This window comes from Salinarimonas chemoclinalis (assembly GCF_041514305.1).
GTDB lineage: Bacteria > Pseudomonadota > Alphaproteobacteria > Rhizobiales > Beijerinckiaceae > Salinarimonas > Salinarimonas chemoclinalis.
Window position 1 is genome coordinate 24,276 of the sequence record NZ_JBGMWH010000008.1, and the last position, 17,811, is coordinate 42,086.

A 17,811-nucleotide genomic window follows, 5' to 3' on the forward strand; every position below is an offset into this window, starting at 1 on the left:
ATCGGGTCAGGTCGTCGCGGGCAGGTTCGAGGTCGCCGCTTCCACCTCGTCGAAGGTCGGGCGGACCTCGCTCATCAGCGCCTTGCGGGCGAATTCCACCGCCATCACCGGCGGCTGGCCGGAGATGTGGGCCAGCATGCCCGCCTTGAGCGACAGGAAGTACTTGGACTCGGCCTGGAAGACGATCCGCAGCGACTGTGCCATCGGCCCGAAGAAGCCGTAGGCGACGAAGACGCCGAAGAAGGTGCCGACCAGCGCGCCACCGATCAGGTACCCCAGCACCTCCGGCGGCTCGGTGATCGATCCCATGGTCTTGATCACGCCGAGCACGGCGGCGACGATGCCGAGCGCCGGCGTCGCGTCGGCGACCGACTGCAGCGCCCCGACGACGCGCTCCTGCTCCTCGTGATGCGTCTCCAGCTCCTCGTCCATGAGATCGCCCATCGCGTGGACGTCGTCGACGCCCAGCGAGACCATGCGCATGTAGTCGCACACGAACTCCACGGCGTGGTGGTTCGCGGCGAAGGTGGGGAAGGCGTTGAACAGCGTCGAGTTGGCCGGATCCTCGATGTGCTGCTCGATCCCCAGAACACCTTTCTGCTGCACCAGCCTGTACAGGGCGAACTGCATCGCCAGCAGCTCGACGTAGGCGGCCTGCTTGTACCTGGGCCCTCGCATCAGCGTCGCGAACATGAACGGCACGGACTTGAGCACCGGCGCGGTGTTGCCGATGATGAAGGCGCCGATCGCGGCGCCGAGGATGATGACGAACTCGAACGGCTGCCAGAGGACGCCCAGCTTGCCGCCCATCGCCGCGTACCCGCCGAACACGCAGACGCAGACGACGATGATGCCGATGATCAGCCGCATGGAGTGCCACCCTGGCGCCGCGACGGACCCCGCCCGCGCGCGGCCTCTGCCGATCCCGAAGCCTGCGCGACCCCGCGTTAAGGTGGAGTGTAGAGGCGTCGGCGGGGGGCTTCGTGAACGTTCCGGATACGGGTCGACGACCACCCTCGGACGTGCTAGCAGTTGCGGAACAGAAAGTGATCGCCCTTCATCGGTCGAGGGTCTCGGGGGTGCTGGTGTCGCGTGAGGAGCTTCTGCTGTCCGCGGTGTCGGAATACGGGCGTGCGGTGCGCGAGAAGCTCGCGCGCACGACGATCGACGGCGAGCCGGAGGACCAGCTGCGGGCGCCGCTGGAGGCACTGTTCCAGGCCCTCGCGGCGGAGCTGGTTCCCGGCCGCACGGTCGGGCTCGTCGGCGAGACGCGGCTGTCGGACCTGAAGACGCGGCCGGACTACGCCGTCAACGTCGATCGGGCGCTGTGCGGTTTCGTCGAGGTGAAGGCGCCCGGCAAGGGCGCGGACGCGCGTCGCTTCCGGGCCGGGCACGACAGGGACCAGTGGAAGAAGCTCCAGGCGCTGCCGAACCTCCTCTACACGGACGGGACGGCCTTCGCGCTTTTCCGCGACGGCGAGATCGTCGGCGGCGTCGTCGAGCTGGAGGGCGACATCGAGACCGCCGGGCCGGCACTGCGCGCGCCGACGGCGCTGTGGCCGCTGATCGAGGACTTCCTCGGCTGGAAGCCGCAGGCGCCGAAGACGGCGAAAACGCTGGCCCATGTCAGCGCGCGGCTTTGCCGCTTCCTGCGTGACGAGGCTATGGAGCAATTGGCGGCGGGGAACGCGGCGCTGACCGGCCTCGCGCAGGATTGGCGGGCGCTGCTGTTCCCCGAGGCGAACGACGCGCAGTTCGCGGACGGCTACGCGCAGGCGGTGACGTTCGGCCTCCTCGTCGCGCGCACGCGCGACATCGACATCGTGCACGGCATCGCCGATGCGGCCAGGGATCTGCGCCGCCAGAACTCGCTGATCGGCACCGCGCTCATGGTGCTCACCGACCACACCGAGACCGAACCGGCGCTGAAGACCTCGCTCGGTACGCTCAGCCGTGTGCTGAACGAGGTGAACTGGGCCGAGGTCAGCAAGGGCGATCCAGAGGCGTGGCTGTATTTCTACGAGCAGTTCCTGGAGGTCTACGACAACGACCTGCGCAAGCTCACGGGCTCGTACTACACGCCGCCGCAGGTGGTCGAGACCATGGTGCGGCTGGTCGACGAGGCCCTGCGGGATCCGAGCCTGTTCGACGAGCCGGACGGCCTCGCCGCCGGCAACGTCACGGTCGCCGATCCCGCGGTGGGGACGGGCACATTCCCCCTCGGCGTCCTTCGGCGCATCGCGCAGACCGTCGAGGCCCGCACGGGCGCCGGCGCGGTGCCCGGCGCGATCGAGGCGGCCGCGAGCCGGCTGTTCGGCTTCGAGATGCAGTTCGGCCCCTTCGCGGTGGCGCAGCTGCGCCTCTTCGCCGAGCTGCGCGATCTCCTGGAGCGGGAGACGCGGCCGGCGCTCAACCTCTACGTCACCGACACGCTGGGCGACCCGTTCATCGAGGAGGTACGGCTCGGGACGACCTACGAGCCCATCGCGCAGTCACGGCGGGACGCGAACCGCGTCAAGCGGGAGACGCCGATCACGGTGGTGATCGGTAACCCGCCCTACAAGGAGAAGGCGAAGGGGCGCGGTGGCTGGATCGAGGACGGGCTCGACGGGCGCGATCGCACGCCGCTCCAGCGCTGGATGCCGCCGCCGGACTGGGGCGTGGGCGCCCACGCCAAGCATCTCTACAACCTCTACATCTTCTTCTGGCGGTGGGCGACGTGGAAGGTGTTCGGGGCGGGGGACCTCGAGGCGACGGGGCGGGAGGGGCCGGAGCGGCCGGGCATCGTGTGCTTCATCACGGTCTCGGGCTTCCTGACCGGGCCCGGCTTCCAGGCGATGCGCGCGGACCTGCGCCGCTCCTGCTCGGACGTCTGGGTGATCGACTGCTCGCCGGAGGGGCACCAGCCCGAGGTCGCCACCCGCATCTTCCAGGGCGTGCAGCACCCCGTGTGCATCGTGCTCGCGGCGCGGCGCGGGGACACCGACCCCGAGACGCCGGCGCGGGTGCGCTTCCGCGCGCTGGCGGAGGGGCGGCGCGAGGCGAAGTTCGCCGAGCTCGCGGGCGTGCGCCTCGACGATTCCGGCTGGGCCGACTGCCCGGCCGATCTGCGCGCACCGTTCCGCCCCGGTGCCGGGGCGGCCTGGGGGGCTTTTCCGGCGCTCGACGAACTGTTCGCCTACGACGGCTCCGGCGTGATGCCGGGGCGAACCTGGGTGATCGCGTCGGATCCGGAGACGCTGCGGCGGCGGTGGGATCGGCTGATCGGGGAGCGGGACGTCGAGCGCAAGAAGGAGATGTTCTATCCGCATCTGCGCAACAAGGCGCCCGGCGACCGGCACCTCCACAAGCAGGCGCGGCAGGGGCTCACGGGGCACGAGCATCGCTCGTACGCGGTCGCCGACGACGCTACTCGAGTGATCGAGCCGACGCGGTACGCGTTTCGTACGCTGGATCGTCAGTGGCTGATCCCTGACGCACGGCTGATCAACCAGGCGAACCCCACACTATGGGACCTTTACTCCAGCAATCAGATGTTCATGACTGCACCTGAGGATCGTTCAGCTGAAAGCGGTCCTGCCATAACAATTTGCGGCCTGATCCCGGACCTCCACCACTACAACGGCCGCGGCGGCCGCGTCTTCCCCCTCTGGGCGGATGCCGCTGCCACGGAGTCGAACGTCAAGCCGGCGCTCCTCGCCGTGCTGACCGCGCGTCTCGGCCGCCCTGTCGGCGCCGAGGACGTGATGGCCTACGTCGCCGCGCTCCTCGCCCACCCCGCCTTCACTGCGCGTTTCGCCGAGGACCTGCGCCAGCCGGGCCTGCGTGTGCCGCTCACCGCCGATCCGGACCTGTTCGCCGAGGCGGCGAGGCTCGGGCGCGAGGTGATCTGGCTGCACACCTACGGCGAGCGCTGCATCGATCCCGCCGCGGGTCGCCCGCACGAGGCGCCCCGGATGCCCCAGGGCGAGCGCCCCCACGTTCCCGCGGGCGGCGCCATCCCCGGCGATCGCCTGCCCGAGGAGATGAGCTACGACCCCGCCACCCGCCGCCTCGCCGTCGGCGACGGCGTCGTCGCGAATGTCACGCCGGCCATGTGGGCCTACGAGGTCTCGGGCAAGAACGTGCTGCGGCAATGGTTCAGCTACCGCAAGGCCGACCGCTCGCGCCCCGTCATCGGCGACCGCCGCCCGCCCTCCGAGCTGGAACGGATCATTCCCGACGGCTGGCTCGCCCAGTACACGACGGACCTGATCGACCTGCTCAACGTGCTCGGCCGCCTCGTCGCGCTCGAGCCGGCGCAGGCGGATCTGCTCGGCCGTGTCCTCGCCGGCCCCCTGCTCGATCGCGCCGACCTGGCGGCCGATGGCGCCTTCGCGGCGCCGGCGGCGCGGGTGCGCCGGTCTCGGACCCCCGAGGGGCAGGGCACGCTCCTCTGACACGGGAAGCCACCGAAACAATCCCCGCTTGCCGCGAACCGAATTCCTGATAGCGTCACCCCGCCGCGCGCAACGATTCGCGGCTGTCGAAGGGGGACGCTCATGATCGATCGCAGGCACTTCATCGTCGGTGCGGGCACGCTGGTGGCCGCGCCCTTCGTCATGCGCCGTGCGGCGCTCGGCCAGACGACGCTCGTCCGCAGGGACGTGATGGGCATGGCGGCCGACGACCCGTTCTTCAAGGACTACGCCGACGCAGTCGCGGCCATGCACGAGCTGCAGACGTCGAACCCGAGCGACGGGCGCAACTGGCGCGCCCAGGCGCTGATCCACCTGAACCATTGCCCGCACTCCGGCGCGCCGCCCTATCCGGGCGTGGCGATGCCCTTCGTGCACTGGCACCGGTGGTACATCCGCTACTACGAGGAGATCTGCGGGACGCTCATCGGCAAGAGCGACTTCGCGCTGCCCTACTGGAACTGGCAGTCCGGCATCGGCCAGATCCCCGATCCGTTCTACGGCATCGACCAGCTCAACGTGACCTTCTGGAACGACCCGTCGGACGCGCAGTCGGACAATTGGGGGCCCGACGAGGTGACGACGACGGGGCTGCGCGCGCTCGCCGAGGGATCCGGCGTCAAGCAGGGGCCGCGCGGGGGCGCCTTCAGCGACCAGAACATCAACTCGATCCTGGCGCAGACGCAGTTCGAGCAGTTCACGGATTTGCTCGAGCACTCGCCCCACAACACCGCCCACGTCATCGTCGGCGGCTCGCAGGGCCACATGGGCGACGGCATGTCGCCGCTCGACCCGATCTTCTGGCTGCACCATTGCAACGTCGATCGCCTCGGCGCGCAGTGGCAGGCGGCGGGCAACACCATGCCGCCGCTCGACTACGACTTCTCCGGCCAGTTCGTGAACGGCGAGGGCCAGCCCGCACCGGCGAGCTCCGCCACCGCGCTGAACATCTCGGAGATGGGCTACGCCTACGAGACGCCGTCGGGCCTGATCGGCGGGCCGGCGACCGCGGTGGCGATGATGTCGCTCTTCGCCGCGCCCGCCACGGTGACGCAGCGTCTCGGCACCACCGCCGGCGACTTCCGCGCCACCGCCGACGCGACGACGGACGTGACGGTCGACACCCGCGGCCTCGGCCAGACGCTGTTCTCGCCGCGCTCCTTCCGCCTGCTCGGCGCGACGGGCGAGCCGCGGATCGGCACCGAGCCCGGCCGCGTGCTCGCGCGGCTCACGAACGTGATGGTGCCCGAGGAGGCGCGGGGCCTCACGGTCAACGTCTTCGTCAACCTGCCCGAGGCCGGCCCCGACACCCCGCCGACGGACCCGCACTACGCCGGCACCTTCGCCTTCTTCATGGCCGGCATGATGGGCCACGGTGGCGGGCACGGCGGGCACGGCAACGGGCACGGCGGGACGAGCTATCCGGTCGACATCACCAACGCGCTGCTCGCGCTCGCGCGGCTCGGCCGTCTCACCGACGACGCGATCACGCTCCAGGTCGTGCCGATCCCGGCGCAGGGCCAGCCGGCGGACACGGGCTTCACCTTCGACGGCATCGAGATCGTGCGCACCTGACGTCGCGGGTGCACGCGGACATGCTTTCGCCGCGCCGATCGGGGAGGCTCGCCGCCATGATGCGCCGCGCCTCCCCCGTCATCCGTCGCGCCGGCCTCGCCGGCGCCCTGCTCCTCGCCCTCGCGGGACACGCCCTCGTCCACCAAGCGACCGCGGGGAGCGCCTCGGGACCGCCCGCCATGCAGACCCGAGCCACCGACGCCCAGGGCGCAGGCCTCCTCGCCGAGGGGGCGGGCGCCGCGATCGCCCCCGACGCGCCGGCCCGCCTCGTCCTCCCCCGCGAGGGTGCGCACGCCGCCGCGGTTCCGCTCTCCCTCGCGCTGACACCGACGCGGATCTCCGAGGACGAGGCGTTTCTCGTCGCCGTCGTCGCCATCCTGCCGGACGGTGGCGAGCGCGAGATCGGCACCTACGCCTTCTTCCCCCCGCCCCGCGAAGGCACGCCGCGCCGCTTCCCCCTGGATCTCTCGACGCTCCCCGAGGGCGCGGGGCCGATCACGCTCGAGGTCCGGCTCGTGCCCGTCGAGGGCGGGCTCGAGGCGACGCGGCTGCGGGTTGAGGGGGTGACGGCGGGGGAGTGAGGCATGCCGTGCCGGCGCAGGCCGGACAGCTTCCCTGCGAGCGCCTCCGGATCGTCGAGCTCGCATTCCCAGACGATCAACACCCTCAGGCCGGCGGCGCGCAGCTCGCGGATCTTGCGGGCGTCGCGGCGGCGGTTGTCGGCGAACTTGCGCTCCCAGAAATCGCGGTTGCTCTTTGGCGTCGTGGCGCGGCGGCAGCCGGTGTGGTGGTGCCAGTAGCAGCCGTTCACGAACAGCGCCCAGCCGCGCGAGCGGTTGGCGAAGTCCGGCGAGCCCGGCAGCGTGCGCACGTTGCGGCGGTAGGCGATGCCGAGATCACGGAGGATGCGTGCCACGCGCTCTTCGGGTGCGGTCTTGCGCTGCCGCACGCGCTGCATCAGCGCGCTGCGCCGCTCGGGGTCCTCCACGTCAGGCCGCGAGGGCCGCGTCCCGCTCGCCCCGTCGGGCGGCGAGGTGGCGGCGGACGGCGTCGAGGAAACCCGGAGCGAAGCGCAGGGAGGACGCCTCCGCCCGCGACAGGAAACCCGCCGTGCCCCTGGCGGAGAGCGGAGTCCCGGGATGCTCCAGGAAGCGCTCCAGGGGTTCGCGCTCCAGGAATACGGGATAGGCGCCGATCCGCACGGCGTGTCGCGTCGTCCCGTCGAACCGCGCGGCGCGCGGCCACGATCCCCGGCCGGTCGGCCACGGCCCGTCCCGCTCCGTCTCGTGGGGCCGCGGGTCGCGCAGGCGCTCGCCGAGCCATTCCGCGACGGGAACGGAGACCGCGTTGCCGACGAGCGCCCAGCGCAGCGACGCACGGGCCACCTCCTCGGCCGGACGCGTCCAATCCGCCGGGAAGCCCTGGAGACGCTCGGCGTCCCGCAGGTCCGGCTTCACGATCACGCCGTCCGTGCGCAGGATCGCCGGGGGCGAAGGGATGCCGACCGTCGAGCCGTTCTTGAGCGTCGGTACGGCGTCGGGAGCCCAGCCGAGGCCGCGCGTGCCCTCGGTCCAGTAGAATCCGTGCGCGTGCGACGCGAGCGTCGTGCTCGAGGGGGGCATCGCCACGTCGCCCTGGAAGAGCACGTCGGCGGGATCGAGATCGCTGCGTGTCGCCACCAGGAAAACGCGCGCGCGCCGCTGGGGGAGGAACGCCTGCGCGTCGATCGTCCGATAGGCCCAGCGATAACCCCGCTCCTCGAAGGCGCCGGCGAGACGGTGCATCGCCGCGCCACGGTCGAGCGAGAGCATGAACGACACGTTCTCCAGCACGACGACGGGAATTGCCCGTTCGTCGAGGAGCCGGAAGACGTGACCGACGAGGCCCGAGCGGGTCCCGCCGATACCGAGCGTCCGCCCGGCCTGGGAGAGGTCCTGGCAGGGAAAGCCCGCCGTCAGCAGCTCGGTGTCGCCCGGCAGATCGGCGAGGGTCGTCACGTCTGCGTGGAGGTGGGCGTCCGGGAGGCGCGCCGCGAGCACGGCACGCGCCGGCGACCAGATCTCGCACGCCAGCACCGCGCGGTGCCCCGCGCGCGCGAGCCCGAGCTCCAGGCCTCCGATTCCCGTGAACAGCGACGCGATCCTCATCGCAGCATCAGATGGCGCCCTGCCGCGTCTGTCCAGCCCCCCGCGCTACTCCGCCGCGACGCCCACCTCCGGCCGCCCGCGCTCCTCCACCGCGATGTCGAGCGTCCAGGCGAGGCCCCGGCAGAGGCGCTCGAAGGCCTCCGCGGCGAAGCGGAACAGGCGCCGGGCGCGCAGCGAGCCGTGGACCGCGTGGGGGTCGAGCGCGTAGTCGATCTCGCCGCCTTCCGCGCGGATGCGGGCCGCGAGCTCGACGAGCTCGAGGTGGAGCGGGTCCTTCTGCGCCGCCCAGGCGAAGGTCCGGGGCAGGGGGCCGATGCGGGCGGCGCGCAGGGGCGAGGCGCCGGCGGAGTCGACGAAGGTGAAGTCCGGCCCGAGATAGCCGCTCGTGAAGACGTACATCTCCTCGGCGAAGGCCGGATCGACGTCCGTCACCTCGCGCCGCGCCCAGCGATGGACGTCGAAGACCGGGTTGACCGGCAGGGCGCCGCGCAGGCGCGGGCCGCCCTTGGCGGCGAGCACCATCGGCGCCGCGACGGCGAAGTTGCCGCCGCAGCTCTCGCCGCCGAAGGCGATCCGGTCGGGGTCGACCTCCAGCTCGCGGGCGCGGGCGAACACCTCCTCGATCACCGCCACGCTGTCGAGCAGCGGCACGGGGAAGGGATGCTCGGGCGCGAGGCGGTACTCGTAGGTGACGACGGCCATGCCGAGCCGGGCGGCGAAGTCCGACGCGATCCCGTCGGTGACCCACAGCTCGCCCGAGATGAAGCCGCCGCCATGCGCATAGATCAGGCACGGCAGCGCGCCCATCGCGTCGCGCGGGCGGAACAGGCGCCCGACCAGCCGGGTGCCGTCGGCCGTCTCGAACACGACGTCGCGGGTGACCACGTCCGGGTTCACGGCGTTCGGGAAGACCCGGAAGAGCGCGCAATACTCCTGTCGGAAGCGCGGCAGGTCGTGCAGCGCCTCCTCGTCGTTGACCGCCGTGTCGTAGATCCGCTCGTAGGCCGCGACCTCGGTCTCGGGATCGTAGGGCGTCGGGTCGTGGGGTGCGTCTGTCATGCCGTGAGCTCCTCGTGAAGCAGTGAGGCGGTCCGTTCGGGGCTTCCGGCCGGCGAGCGCGCCGACGTCGCGGGGCGCGGGCAGCCGGACCCGCGGCCGCACCGCCCGCTACTCCGCCGCGACGCCCACCTCCGGCCGCCCGCGCTCCTCCACCGCGATGTCGAGCGTCCAGGCGAGGCCCCGGCAGAGGCGCTCGAACGCCTCCGCGGCGAAGCGGAACATGCGCCGGGCGCGCAACGAGCCGTGGACCGCGTGGGGGTCGAGCGCGTAGTCGATCTCGCCGCCTTCCGCGCGGATGCGCGCCGCGAGCTCCACGAGCTCGAGGTGGAGCGGGTCCTTCTGCGCCGCCCAGGCGAAGGTCCGGGGCAGGGGGCCGATGCGGGCGGCGCGCAGGGGCGAGGCGCCGGCGGAGTCGACGTGGAGGAAGCGCGGGCCGAGGTAGGTGCTCGTGAAGACGTACATCTCCTCGGCGAAGGCCGGATCGACGTCCGTCACCTCGCGCCGCGCCCAGCGATGGACGTCGAAGACCGGATTGACCGGCAGGGCGCCGCGCAGGCGCGGGCCGCCCTTGGCGGCGAGCACCATCGGCGCGGAGATCGCGAAGTTGCCGCCGCAGCTCTCGCCGCCGAAGGCGATCCGGTCGGGATCGACCTCCAGCTCGCGGGCGCGGGCGAACACCTCCTCGATCACCGCCACGCAGTCGAGCAGCGGTACGGGAAAGGGATGCTCGGGGGCGATCCGGTAGGCGAAGGTGACGACGGAGATCCCGAGGCGCGCGGCGATGTCGGAGGCGATACCGTCCGTCATCCACAGTTCGCCGCACACGAAGCCGCCGCCGTGCGCGTAGACCAGGCACGGCGTCTCGCCCGTCGCGTCGCGGGGGCGGAAGAGGCGCCCGCGGATGCAGGTCGCGTCGGGCAGGTCGAAGACGAGTTCGCGGGTGACGACGGCCTCGTTCACGCTGTTGGGAAAGGTGCGGAAGAGGTCCAGGAACTCGCGGCGAAAGCGCGAGAGCTCGCGCAGCGCTTCCACGTCGTCGATGACCGTGGCGTAGATGCGGTTGTACTCGGCGACCTCCGCCTCGGGATCATAGGGCGCCGGCTCTCCTGGTGCGTTTCTCATGCGGGGATCTCCTCGGGATGCGGGGAAGCGGTCGGTTCGGGGCATCTCGCCGGCGGACGCGTCGCGGACGCGCCGGCCTCGCCGGGCGCGGCGAGGTAGACCCGCCGCTGCACGGCGCGCGCCGTCGCGTCCGGCACGACCGCCCGGACGACGGCGCCGACGCGGATCGCCGGCGCGCCGCGGCGGATCAGGCCGGACCACGAGAAGGCCGTGCCGTGCCACGGGCAGCGCACCGCCCGCGCGTCGCAGGTACCGAGCCGCAGCGGACCGCCGCGGTGGCTGCAGGTCCCCTCGATGACGCTCCAGCCGCCCGCCGGCGTCTCGACGAGGACCCATTCCATCGCCGCGCCGGCGATGCAGGCGCCCCGCGCGAGCGGCAACGTCACCACCGCGCGGCCGGCGCTCTCGCGAGCAGGGCTCACAGCCATGCGCGGTGATCCCCGATCGAGTGGATCTCGTAGAGGCAGCGCTCGCTGTCGATGATCGCGCCGTGCAGGCGCTGGGCGCGGATCACCGTTCCCTCGCCCGCCTCGAGGCGGGTGTAGCGGTCGTGGCCGATCCAGAAGTGCATGACGCCCTCGCGGATCCAGCAGAGTTCGTCGCCGTCGTGCACGTGCATGACCGAGAGCTCGCCGCGCGGCTCGTCGATCGGGGCGAGCGGCGGGCGCTCGGCGGCGGGCCTCGCCTCGATGTTCGCCAGGATGCCCGGCGCGAGCCGCTTGCAGGGAGCGGCCGCGTCCATCCAGCCGACCTGGGCGCAGAAGTCGCGCTCGGCCAGCTCCGCGAGCAGCTTCGCCTCCTCGAACCCGCGCAGGATGTCGGGGATCACGCCCTCGCCGAAGGCGTCGATCGCCGGCAGGACGACGTTCTCGAGCGCCATGCGGCTGTGGTGCATGTCTATGTGCGCGTGCTCGGCGAAGTAGCCGAGCGCGATCTCGTCGCCGAAGACGCGGCCGAGACCCTGCGACCACTCCCGCGTGGCGCGGATGAAGCCCGTCTCAGCCTGGAAGAGCGCGCCGAGGTAGCGGAAGAAGTGGCGCGGGTTGCGGCAGACGTAGTTGAAGTAGTTGTTCATCATCAGGCTGCCGCTGAGATAGAACTGCCAATGTGTGTGCGCGGCGGGGCTGAGCCCGACGGAGGAGAGCGTCTCCTCGTAGAGGGTCGAATGCTTGGCGGAGTGGACGCCGTAGCCGTACTCGTCGATCAGGACCTTGAAGATCTCCGACTGGATCGGTCCGTAATTGCCGATCGTCGTGCGCGCCATGGGCGAGGATTCCAGCAGGAAGTCGCTGGCGAGCTGGATCAGGAAGGTCTTGGCCGCGTGCCGCGGGTCCGGCGAGGCCTCGATCGCCGCCATCGCCGCGTTGCCCTGCGCCGTTTCCTCCTGCGTCACGTAGGCCTCGAGATAGGCCTTCGCGTCCGACCGCCGCCAGCGGCCGGAGAGGTCGATCTCGTCGTCGAGGAAGGAGAACACGGTCTCCTCCAGCCGCCGGCGCACGATGTCGAGGGCCGCCTGCGTGCGCGGCGCGTAGAAGAGCGCGAAGTCCGCGGCGAAGTGCGCGTCCGGCGTACGCGGCAGGAGCACGAACTCCGCCTCGTAGGCGGTCTGCAGGATGCGGTTGGCGACGAGCGACTTGTAGGTCGTCGGCTCGTGCGCACCGAGCGGGGTCGCGAAGTCGACGTGGGCGAAGGTCTGCGGGCGCAGCGTACGGCGGAACGGCGTGCCCTCGAGGTCCCACTCCTCCTGGTCGGCGAAGAGCGGCAGGTCGCGGACAACGGCGAGCGCGTCGGCGAAGCCGCCGATCGAAGCCTCGTCGAGCGACGCGGACGGCGCGAGGGTGGTGATCATCTCGTTCATGAGGGTCTCCTGTCGTCCGAGGTCGCATCGATGTCGCAGGCGGCGTCCAGGGCGCAGCCCGCGTCCGCGCCGGGAGCTTCGGGGAGTATCGTGACGCGCGTCCCGGCGACGCGGATCGAGAGCGGCACGGGCACGCCGGCGCGCACGGGGAGGGGCGTCGGGAAGAGGCATACCGCCTGGTGCCAGTGGGTGGGGGTGGTGCGCGGGTCGTTGGAGATGCCCACCTCGCCGCCGAAGGGCGCGTCGAACCAGAACAGGACGCCGTGCGCGAGGCCGGCGCGGGAGGGCGTCGCCGTCGCTTCGGCGCGCAGGCTGCGCGGGGGCGCGCGCTCGAGGTCGACGGCGAGCAGCTCCTTCGGGTCGCACAGGAACGCGTGCGGATGCGCGTTCGCCCGCAGCGGGAAGTGCCCGCGCGTCGAGAACATGTCGAAGGCGCGGAAGGCCTCCGGGAGCGTGGGGCCGATATGGTTGAGCGCATGCACGTGCGGGCTCTCGAGCAGTGCGCCGACGAGCCGCACCCGTGCGGGCAGCAGGCGCCCGCCCGGCGCGAGGAAGCGTTCCCGCGCGTCGGCGAAGCTCGGCAGGATGCCCTCGCCGAAGAAGCCGCAATCGACGATCTCGCCGGCGACGACGTCGAAGCGCTCCCCGCCGAGATCCTCGAGCGCGAGATCGCTCGACATGCCGCAGACCACGTGCACGCGGTCGGCGAGGCCAAGGCGCCGAATGGCGTCGCGGGCGAAGGCGGCGAGCGCGGGATCCGCCTCGCAGGTCCAGACCTCGCGGGCGCCCGCCTCGACGAGCAGCGTCGCCATCAGGCCCGCACCCGTGCCGATCTCCAGCACGCGCCGGCCGGCGAGCCCGGCCGCGGCGAAGGCCACCCGCAGCGCGTGCGTGCGGCGATGATCGTTCATCATGGCGAAGTGCCAGCGCGGGATCGGCTGGATCGGGGGCGCCGCCGGAACCAGGCCGTGGGCACGGGACGCGGCGAGCGTACGGGTGTCGACGTCGTTCATCGGGTTCTCCTCTCGGCGCCGTGCCCGGCCGGGTGGGCGACCGACGGATGGGATGTCGCGTGGGGTGCGGGGCGCAGCCCCGCGAGAGACCGGCGCAGCCGCTCGACGAGCGCGCGCTCGCGCGGGCCTGTCGCGGCGGCGAGTTCCGCGCGCAGCGGCGCGAGCGCGTCCAGCACGAGGGCCCGCAGCCCCGGGTCGTGCAAGGGCGCCAGCCGGGCGTGGGGGAGGAGCCGCCGCAGCTCCGAGCGCGTGTCCGCGCGCTCGGCGCCGAGCGACAGGTGGCACAGGCCGCGCTCGGTGAAGCCGAGGTGGAGCCGGCGTGCGCCGACCGGAAGGCCGAGATGGTAGATCGAGACGCCGCTGCCGCCCGCGCGGATCGCCGAGGGTGTGAGGCCCGCCTCGTCGCGCAGGGCGGCGTATCCTTGGGAGGCGGAGCCGAAGCCCGCGGCGAAGATGGCCTGCGTCACGCCGTCGCCGTTCTCCAGCGCCCGACGCAGCCGCGCGCGGCGCACCGCGATGCCGTATCGAGTCGGGGAAAGCCCCACGATGCGCTTGAAGAGCCGCTGGAAGTGCGACGGGCTCAGGCCCGCCGCGCGGGCGAGATCCGCCAGCCGCGGCTGGGCCTCCGCCCGCTCGATCGTCCGCACCGCGACGGCGATCCGCCCGGCGATCGGGCTCGGGGCCGGCGGGTCGAACGGCGCGCCGGCCGGCTCGCCGGCGCGGTCGCGATCCGTCTCGGGCGGGATGTTCGGCGTCGGCGGTCGCCGGACGGGGCCAATCGCCGCCTGCTCGCTCGCGTGCATGATCTGATTCCTCCCTCGGACCCAGCCCGGCGCTTGCATTGGTTGCTTTTGTTGGCGCGATACGAGGGATACATTCTATTGAGAGTTGGGGCATCCGGTTTCTTGCTATTTCGGGAAATCCTCCCATCCGCGAGCGGCCGAGGCCGCGGGCGGATGCCGCGGTTGGAGTCCGGGTGCCGGACGCCGGCACGGCCCGGCCCGTCAGGCCTTCGTGGCGCGTGCGAGCGCGCCCGCCACCGAGAGAACGAAGAACAGGCCGACGGACACGGCGGTCGCGGTCGTCACCGGCAGGCCGAGGACGAGGGTCTGGAGGGCGAAGGTCAGGCTCGGAGCGAAGGAGAGGATGATCTTCGCCGTGATGGCGTTCGTGCGCACGACGCCGATCTGGAGCGCGAAGTTCGGCAGCACGATCAACACCGCGACCAGCCCGGCCACAGCGAAGAGCCGCTCGTCCAGGAGCGTGACGAGGGGCGGTCCGGCGACGAGGACCCCGACGATCGCGAGCGCGCCGGTGAGCTGGAAGCGCAGCCCCATGATCTCGGTGGGCGCGAGGCCGCGCAGGGCGAGACCCTGCGACTGCAGGATCGAGACGGTGATCGCGAGCCCGCTCGCGAACGCGCACAGGTTGCCCACGAGCAGGGCCGGCCCGGCGCCCTGCGCCAGCGCGACGCCGCCCGTCCCCAGCGCGAGGCCGAGCGCGAGCAGGAACTGCAGCAGGTAGGCGAGCCGTTCCCGCGGGCCGATCCGCGCGCCGGCGCCGAGCGCCTCCCCGGGCTTCGCACGGGCGACGAGCCAGGCGGCGAAGAGCGGGCCCGCCGCCGACCAGATCGTGATCACGATCGCCGGCGGGCTGTTCGCCAGCGCGGCGAAGTAGAGGAGCCAGGCGGCCGCCGTCGTGGCGTTGACGCCGAGCGCGAGGCGCCCGGCGCCCCGGAAGGCCTCGCGCTTCGTGCGCAGGGCGCGCAGCAGGAAGGGGCCGAACGCCAGGTTGGTGACGGCGAAGGCCAGCGCGGCGACGACGAGGGGCGGCTCGGCCCGCAGCTGATCGGAGAGGAAGACGTCCCGCACCGCCGAGAGGAGCGTGAAGCTCGCCACGAGCCCCGGCCCCAGGAGGAGCCGCGCCGCGGCCCCCGTACGCATGCCCACGACCGTCTCCATCCCCGACGCCCTCCGATGCCGATCATCGAGAGGGAGCTTCGGGAGACGCGGGCGGCGGCGCCACCCGTTTCCTGCACAGGCGGCGCGCCGTCCTCAGGCGCTCGCGGCGAGCCGCGGCGCGCCGGCCGCGGGCTGTGCGCGGGCGGGGACGTAGAGGCCGCGGTGCTCGGGATGCGGCTGGAAGGCGCTGGTGAGTCCGATCACGGTCTCGGCGGCGCCCAGGAACAGCGCGCCGTCGGCGGCGAGCGCGTTGGAGAGGCGCCGCAGCACGTCCGCCTTCGTCGGTTGGTCGAAGTAGATCAGCACGTTGCGGCAGAAGACGATATCGAACTGGCCGAGGCTGGAGAAGTCGCGGATCAGGTTCAGCGGCCGGAACTGGACCATGTTCTTGATCGCAGGCGAGATCCGCCACTGCTCGCCGTCCTGCTTGAAGTGCTTGAGCAGCATCTGGATCGGCAGGCCGCGCTGGACCTCGAACTGCGAGTAGACGCCGGCCTTGGCCTTGGCGAGAACCTCGTCGGCGAGGTCGGTCGCGAGGATGTCGACCTGCACCCCGCCGAGGCGCGGCTTCATCTCGTCGACGATCATCGCGAGCGAGTAGGGCTCCTGGCCCGTCGAGGCGGCGGCGCACCAGATGCGCAGGCGCTTCTGCGTCGCGCGCGCGGCGGCGAGCTTGGGCAGGAGCTGGTCGCGGAAGATGTCGAACGGCGTCTTGTCGCGGAAGAAGAACGTCTCGTTCGTCGTCATCGCCTCGACGACTTCCGTCTCGATGGCGGAGTTGCGCCCGCCGCGCAGCACCTGCACCAGCTGGGGGAGGCCCGGGATCTGGTGCTTGCGGCACACCGGCCCGAGCCGGCTCTCGACGAGGTAGCGCTTCTCGGGCGCGAGCGAGAGGCCCGAGCGCGACTTGAGGAGCGCGCGCAGGTATTCGAAGTCGGCGTCCGTCATGCCGCGCCTCCGGTGAGCAGGGACTTGAGGGCCGGCGCGAGCGCCGGCAGCGGCAGGATGTCGTGGGCGAGGCCGGCGCGGGCGATCGAGCCCGGCATGCCCCACACGGTGCTCGTCGCCTCGTCCTGGGCGTAGACGAGCCCGCCGGCGGCGACGAGCGCCTTCGCGCCGAGCGTGCCGTCCGAGCCCATGCCCGTGAGCACGACGGAGAGCGCCGAGGCGCCGTACACGGAGGCGGCGTCGCGGAAGAGGACGTCGACCGCGGGCTTGCAGAAGTTCTCCGGCGGGCCGTCGTCGATCCGTACGTGGACCGCGCCCGTGGAGTCCTTGCGCAGGCCCATGTGCTTGCCGCCGGGCGCCACGTAGATGCGCCCGGGCTCGAGCTTCTCGCCGTCGCGGCCCTCGGCGGCGGGCATGCGCGTCTGCGTGCCGAGATGCTCGGCGAACACGGCGGTGAAGATCGGCGGCATGTGCTGGACGATCAGTACCGGCACGGATTTCAGCGCGGGCGCGAGGGCGGACAGCACCTCGCCCACGGCGCGGGGGCCGCCGGTCGAGGCGCCGACGAGGAGCGCCTTGGGATGGACGAGGCCGGGGCGGGGCCGCACCGCGACCCGCGTGGTCTGGAGGCGCGCCTGTGCCGCGTCCGGCGCGGGGCGGATCTGGCCGACGACGGGCGCCGAGACGGGCGTGCGCGTCGTCGGGGCGAAGCCGGTGCGCGGCGCGGGCGCCGCGGCGGGGGAGGTGGATCGCATCGCGGGGATGGCGGGGCCGCGGCGGTGGCGCGCGGCGAGGCCCTGGACCTTGGCGATCAGCTCCTGGCGGAAGCTCGCGGACGTGGTCACGCCGCGGTGGCTCTCGGGCTTGGGAAGATAGTCGGTCGCGCCCATCGAGAGGCACTTGAGCGAGACCTGGGCGTTGCGCTGGGTGAGCGTGGAGATGACGATGATCGTCGCCCGGGGCGCCTTGGCGAGCAGCAGCGGCAGGGCCTGGAGCCCGTCCATCTCCGGCATCTCGATGTCGAGCACGATGATGTCGGGGCGCGCCCGCTCCACCTGCTCGACGGCGACGCGGCCGTTCGAGCAGGTCGCGGCGACGACGAAGCCCTCCTCCTCGAGCCAGCGGGAAGTGAGCCCGCGCACGACGACGGAATCGTCGACGATCATGACGCGCGTCGCTTGCGGCGGTGCGTTGTGAGAGGTCGAGGCGAGGGCGGAGGACATGACGCGCGCTCGAAGGTAGCGCGGCGCGGCCGGCGAGGCGGCTGCGGCGCGAGGGCTGACGAACCGGGGACGCGGCTCAGGCGAGCCCGACCTCCTGCATCTTGGCGGTCATGATCTCCTTGTCGAAGGGCTTCATGATGTACTCGTCGGCGCCCGCGCGCATGGCGCGGGCGATGTTGGCGACGTCGTTCTCGGTGGTGCAGAACACGACCTTGGGGTGCTGGCCGCCGGGGAGCGCGCGCAGCGCCCGCAGGAAGTCGTAGCCGTCCATCACGGGCATGTTCCAGTCGAGCAGCACCGCGTCGGGCATCTGCGCGCGGCAGGCGACGAGCGCCTGCTCGCCGTCCTCCGCCTCGCTGATGCGGAACGACAGGCCCTCCAGGATGCGGCGGGCGACCTTGCGGATGACGGCCGAGTCGTCGACGACGAGGCAGTGCTTCATGGCGGG

15 protein-coding genes and 1 pseudogene are annotated in these 17,811 nt (G+C 72.2%); 3 read left to right on the forward strand and 13 right to left on the reverse strand.

Features of this window, described 5'->3' with window-relative positions:
* Positions 1 to 6 precede the first annotated feature (6 nt).
* On the reverse strand, positions 7 to 870 hold the full coding sequence (motA, locus tag AB9M23_RS13830) for a flagellar motor stator protein MotA (RefSeq protein ID WP_372425139.1): 864 nt from the start codon (positions 868 to 870) through the stop codon (positions 7 to 9).
* 209 nt (positions 871 to 1,079) lie between these two features.
* Here motA and AB9M23_RS13835 point away from each other — a divergent pair, with 209 nt between their 5' ends.
* The 3 genes from AB9M23_RS13835 (at position 1,080) to AB9M23_RS13845 (ending at position 6,613) form a co-directional block, all read left to right on the forward strand.
* The gene (locus AB9M23_RS13835; RefSeq protein WP_372425140.1) at positions 1,080 to 4,439 is read left to right on the forward strand and encodes a type ISP restriction/modification enzyme; all 3,360 of its coding nucleotides are present in this window, start codon (positions 1,080 to 1,082) and stop codon (positions 4,437 to 4,439) included.
* 102 nt (positions 4,440 to 4,541) lie between these two features.
* The gene (locus AB9M23_RS13840; protein WP_372425141.1) at positions 4,542 to 6,032 is read left to right on the forward strand and encodes a tyrosinase family protein; all 1,491 of its coding nucleotides are present in this window, start codon (positions 4,542 to 4,544) and stop codon (positions 6,030 to 6,032) included.
* Between the two features lie 56 nt (positions 6,033 to 6,088).
* Entirely contained in the window at positions 6,089 to 6,613 is a 525-nt protein-coding gene (locus AB9M23_RS13845; RefSeq protein WP_372425142.1) for a hypothetical protein, read from the forward strand.
* A 71-nt stretch (positions 6,614 to 6,684) separates the two neighbouring features.
* Here AB9M23_RS13845 and AB9M23_RS13850 read toward each other — a convergent pair.
* The 12 genes and pseudogenes from AB9M23_RS13850 to AB9M23_RS13905 form a co-directional block, all read right to left on the reverse strand.
* Positions 6,685 to 7,020 (reverse strand): annotated as a pseudogene (locus tag AB9M23_RS13850) (very short patch repair endonuclease); the annotation flags it as partial.
* A gap of 1 nt (position 7,021) precedes the next feature.
* Positions 7,022 to 8,179: a DNA cytosine methyltransferase gene (locus AB9M23_RS13855; protein WP_372425143.1), complete on the reverse strand. Its 1,158-nt coding sequence runs from the start codon at positions 8,177 to 8,179 to the stop codon at positions 7,022 to 7,024.
* A gap of 45 nt (positions 8,180 to 8,224) precedes the next feature.
* Positions 8,225 to 9,238 (reverse strand): alpha/beta hydrolase, encoded by a 1,014-nt coding sequence (locus tag AB9M23_RS13860; protein WP_372425144.1) that lies wholly within the window; start codon positions 9,236 to 9,238, stop codon positions 8,225 to 8,227.
* Between the two features lie 108 nt (positions 9,239 to 9,346).
* Positions 9,347 to 10,360, reverse strand: coding sequence for an alpha/beta hydrolase (locus AB9M23_RS13865; RefSeq protein ID WP_372425145.1), 1,014 nt, complete (start codon positions 10,358 to 10,360; stop codon positions 9,347 to 9,349).
* The gene (locus tag AB9M23_RS13870) at positions 10,357 to 10,788 is read right to left on the reverse strand and encodes a Rieske 2Fe-2S domain-containing protein (RefSeq protein ID WP_372425146.1); all 432 of its coding nucleotides are present in this window, start codon (positions 10,786 to 10,788) and stop codon (positions 10,357 to 10,359) included. Before AB9M23_RS13870 ends, AB9M23_RS13865 begins: the two co-directional genes overlap by 4 nt.
* Positions 10,779 to 12,218 (reverse strand): iron-containing redox enzyme family protein, encoded by a 1,440-nt coding sequence (locus tag AB9M23_RS13875; protein ID WP_372425147.1) that lies wholly within the window; start codon positions 12,216 to 12,218, stop codon positions 10,779 to 10,781. Before AB9M23_RS13875 ends, AB9M23_RS13870 begins: the two co-directional genes overlap by 10 nt.
* Positions 12,215 to 13,231, reverse strand: a complete 1,017-nt coding sequence (locus tag AB9M23_RS13880) for a methyltransferase domain-containing protein (protein WP_372425148.1) — start codon at positions 13,229 to 13,231, stop codon at positions 12,215 to 12,217. Before AB9M23_RS13880 ends, AB9M23_RS13875 begins: the two co-directional genes overlap by 4 nt.
* Complete coding sequence (locus AB9M23_RS13885) at positions 13,228 to 14,034, reverse strand: helix-turn-helix domain-containing protein (protein WP_372425149.1); 807 nt, start codon at positions 14,032 to 14,034, stop codon at positions 13,228 to 13,230. Before AB9M23_RS13885 ends, AB9M23_RS13880 begins: the two co-directional genes overlap by 4 nt.
* Positions 14,035 to 14,235: 201 nt before the next feature.
* Positions 14,236 to 15,192 carry a hypothetical protein gene (locus tag AB9M23_RS13890; RefSeq protein ID WP_372425150.1) on the reverse strand — a complete coding sequence of 319 codons (957 nt, stop codon included), beginning with the start codon at positions 15,190 to 15,192 and terminating at the stop codon, positions 14,236 to 14,238.
* Between the two features lie 93 nt (positions 15,193 to 15,285).
* Positions 15,286 to 16,140: a CheR family methyltransferase gene (locus AB9M23_RS13895; protein ID WP_372425151.1), complete on the reverse strand. Its 855-nt coding sequence runs from the start codon at positions 16,138 to 16,140 to the stop codon at positions 15,286 to 15,288.
* A complete protein-coding gene (gene cheB, locus AB9M23_RS13900; protein WP_372425152.1) occupies positions 16,137 to 17,306 on the reverse strand; it encodes a chemotaxis-specific protein-glutamate methyltransferase CheB in 1,170 nt (389 codons plus the stop codon). The genes AB9M23_RS13895 and cheB overlap by 4 nt, the downstream gene beginning before the upstream one ends.
* A 133-nt stretch (positions 17,307 to 17,439) precedes the next feature.
* Complete coding sequence (locus AB9M23_RS13905) at positions 17,440 to 17,805, reverse strand: response regulator (protein WP_029030508.1); 366 nt, start codon at positions 17,803 to 17,805, stop codon at positions 17,440 to 17,442.
* Between the last annotated feature and the right edge of the window lie 6 nt (positions 17,806 to 17,811).

What these genes read in the sequence shown, in the direction of transcription:
- motA (WP_372425139.1), bottom strand. Translation starts at nt 870, where the DNA reads ATGCGGCTGATCATCGGCATCATCGTCGTCTGCGTCTGCGTGTTCGGC.
- AB9M23_RS13840 (WP_372425141.1), top strand. Translation starts at nt 4,542, where the DNA reads ATGATCGATCGCAGGCACTTCATCGTCGGTGCGGGCACGCTGGTGGCC.
- AB9M23_RS13845 (WP_372425142.1), top strand. Translation starts at nt 6,089, where the DNA reads ATGATGCGCCGCGCCTCCCCCGTCATCCGTCGCGCCGGCCTCGCCGGC.
- AB9M23_RS13855 (WP_372425143.1), bottom strand. Translation starts at nt 8,179, where the DNA reads ATGAGGATCGCGTCGCTGTTCACGGGAATCGGAGGCCTGGAGCTCGGG.
- AB9M23_RS13860 (WP_372425144.1), bottom strand. Translation starts at nt 9,238, where the DNA reads ATGACAGACGCACCCCACGACCCGACGCCCTACGATCCCGAGACCGAG.
- AB9M23_RS13865 (WP_372425145.1), bottom strand. Translation starts at nt 10,360, where the DNA reads ATGAGAAACGCACCAGGAGAGCCGGCGCCCTATGATCCCGAGGCGGAG.
- AB9M23_RS13870 (WP_372425146.1), bottom strand. Translation starts at nt 10,788, where the DNA reads ATGGCTGTGAGCCCTGCTCGCGAGAGCGCCGGCCGCGCGGTGGTGACG.
- AB9M23_RS13875 (WP_372425147.1), bottom strand. Translation starts at nt 12,218, where the DNA reads ATGAACGAGATGATCACCACCCTCGCGCCGTCCGCGTCGCTCGACGAG.
- AB9M23_RS13880 (WP_372425148.1), bottom strand. Translation starts at nt 13,231, where the DNA reads ATGAACGACGTCGACACCCGTACGCTCGCCGCGTCCCGTGCCCACGGC.
- AB9M23_RS13885 (WP_372425149.1), bottom strand. Translation starts at nt 14,034, where the DNA reads ATGCACGCGAGCGAGCAGGCGGCGATTGGCCCCGTCCGGCGACCGCCG.
- AB9M23_RS13890 (WP_372425150.1), bottom strand. Translation starts at nt 15,192, where the DNA reads ATGGAGACGGTCGTGGGCATGCGTACGGGGGCCGCGGCGCGGCTCCTC.
- AB9M23_RS13895 (WP_372425151.1), bottom strand. Translation starts at nt 16,140, where the DNA reads ATGACGGACGCCGACTTCGAATACCTGCGCGCGCTCCTCAAGTCGCGC.
- cheB (WP_372425152.1), bottom strand. Translation starts at nt 17,306, where the DNA reads ATGATCGTCGACGATTCCGTCGTCGTGCGCGGGCTCACTTCCCGCTGG.
- AB9M23_RS13905 (WP_029030508.1), bottom strand. Translation starts at nt 17,805, where the DNA reads ATGAAGCACTGCCTCGTCGTCGACGACTCGGCCGTCATCCGCAAGGTC.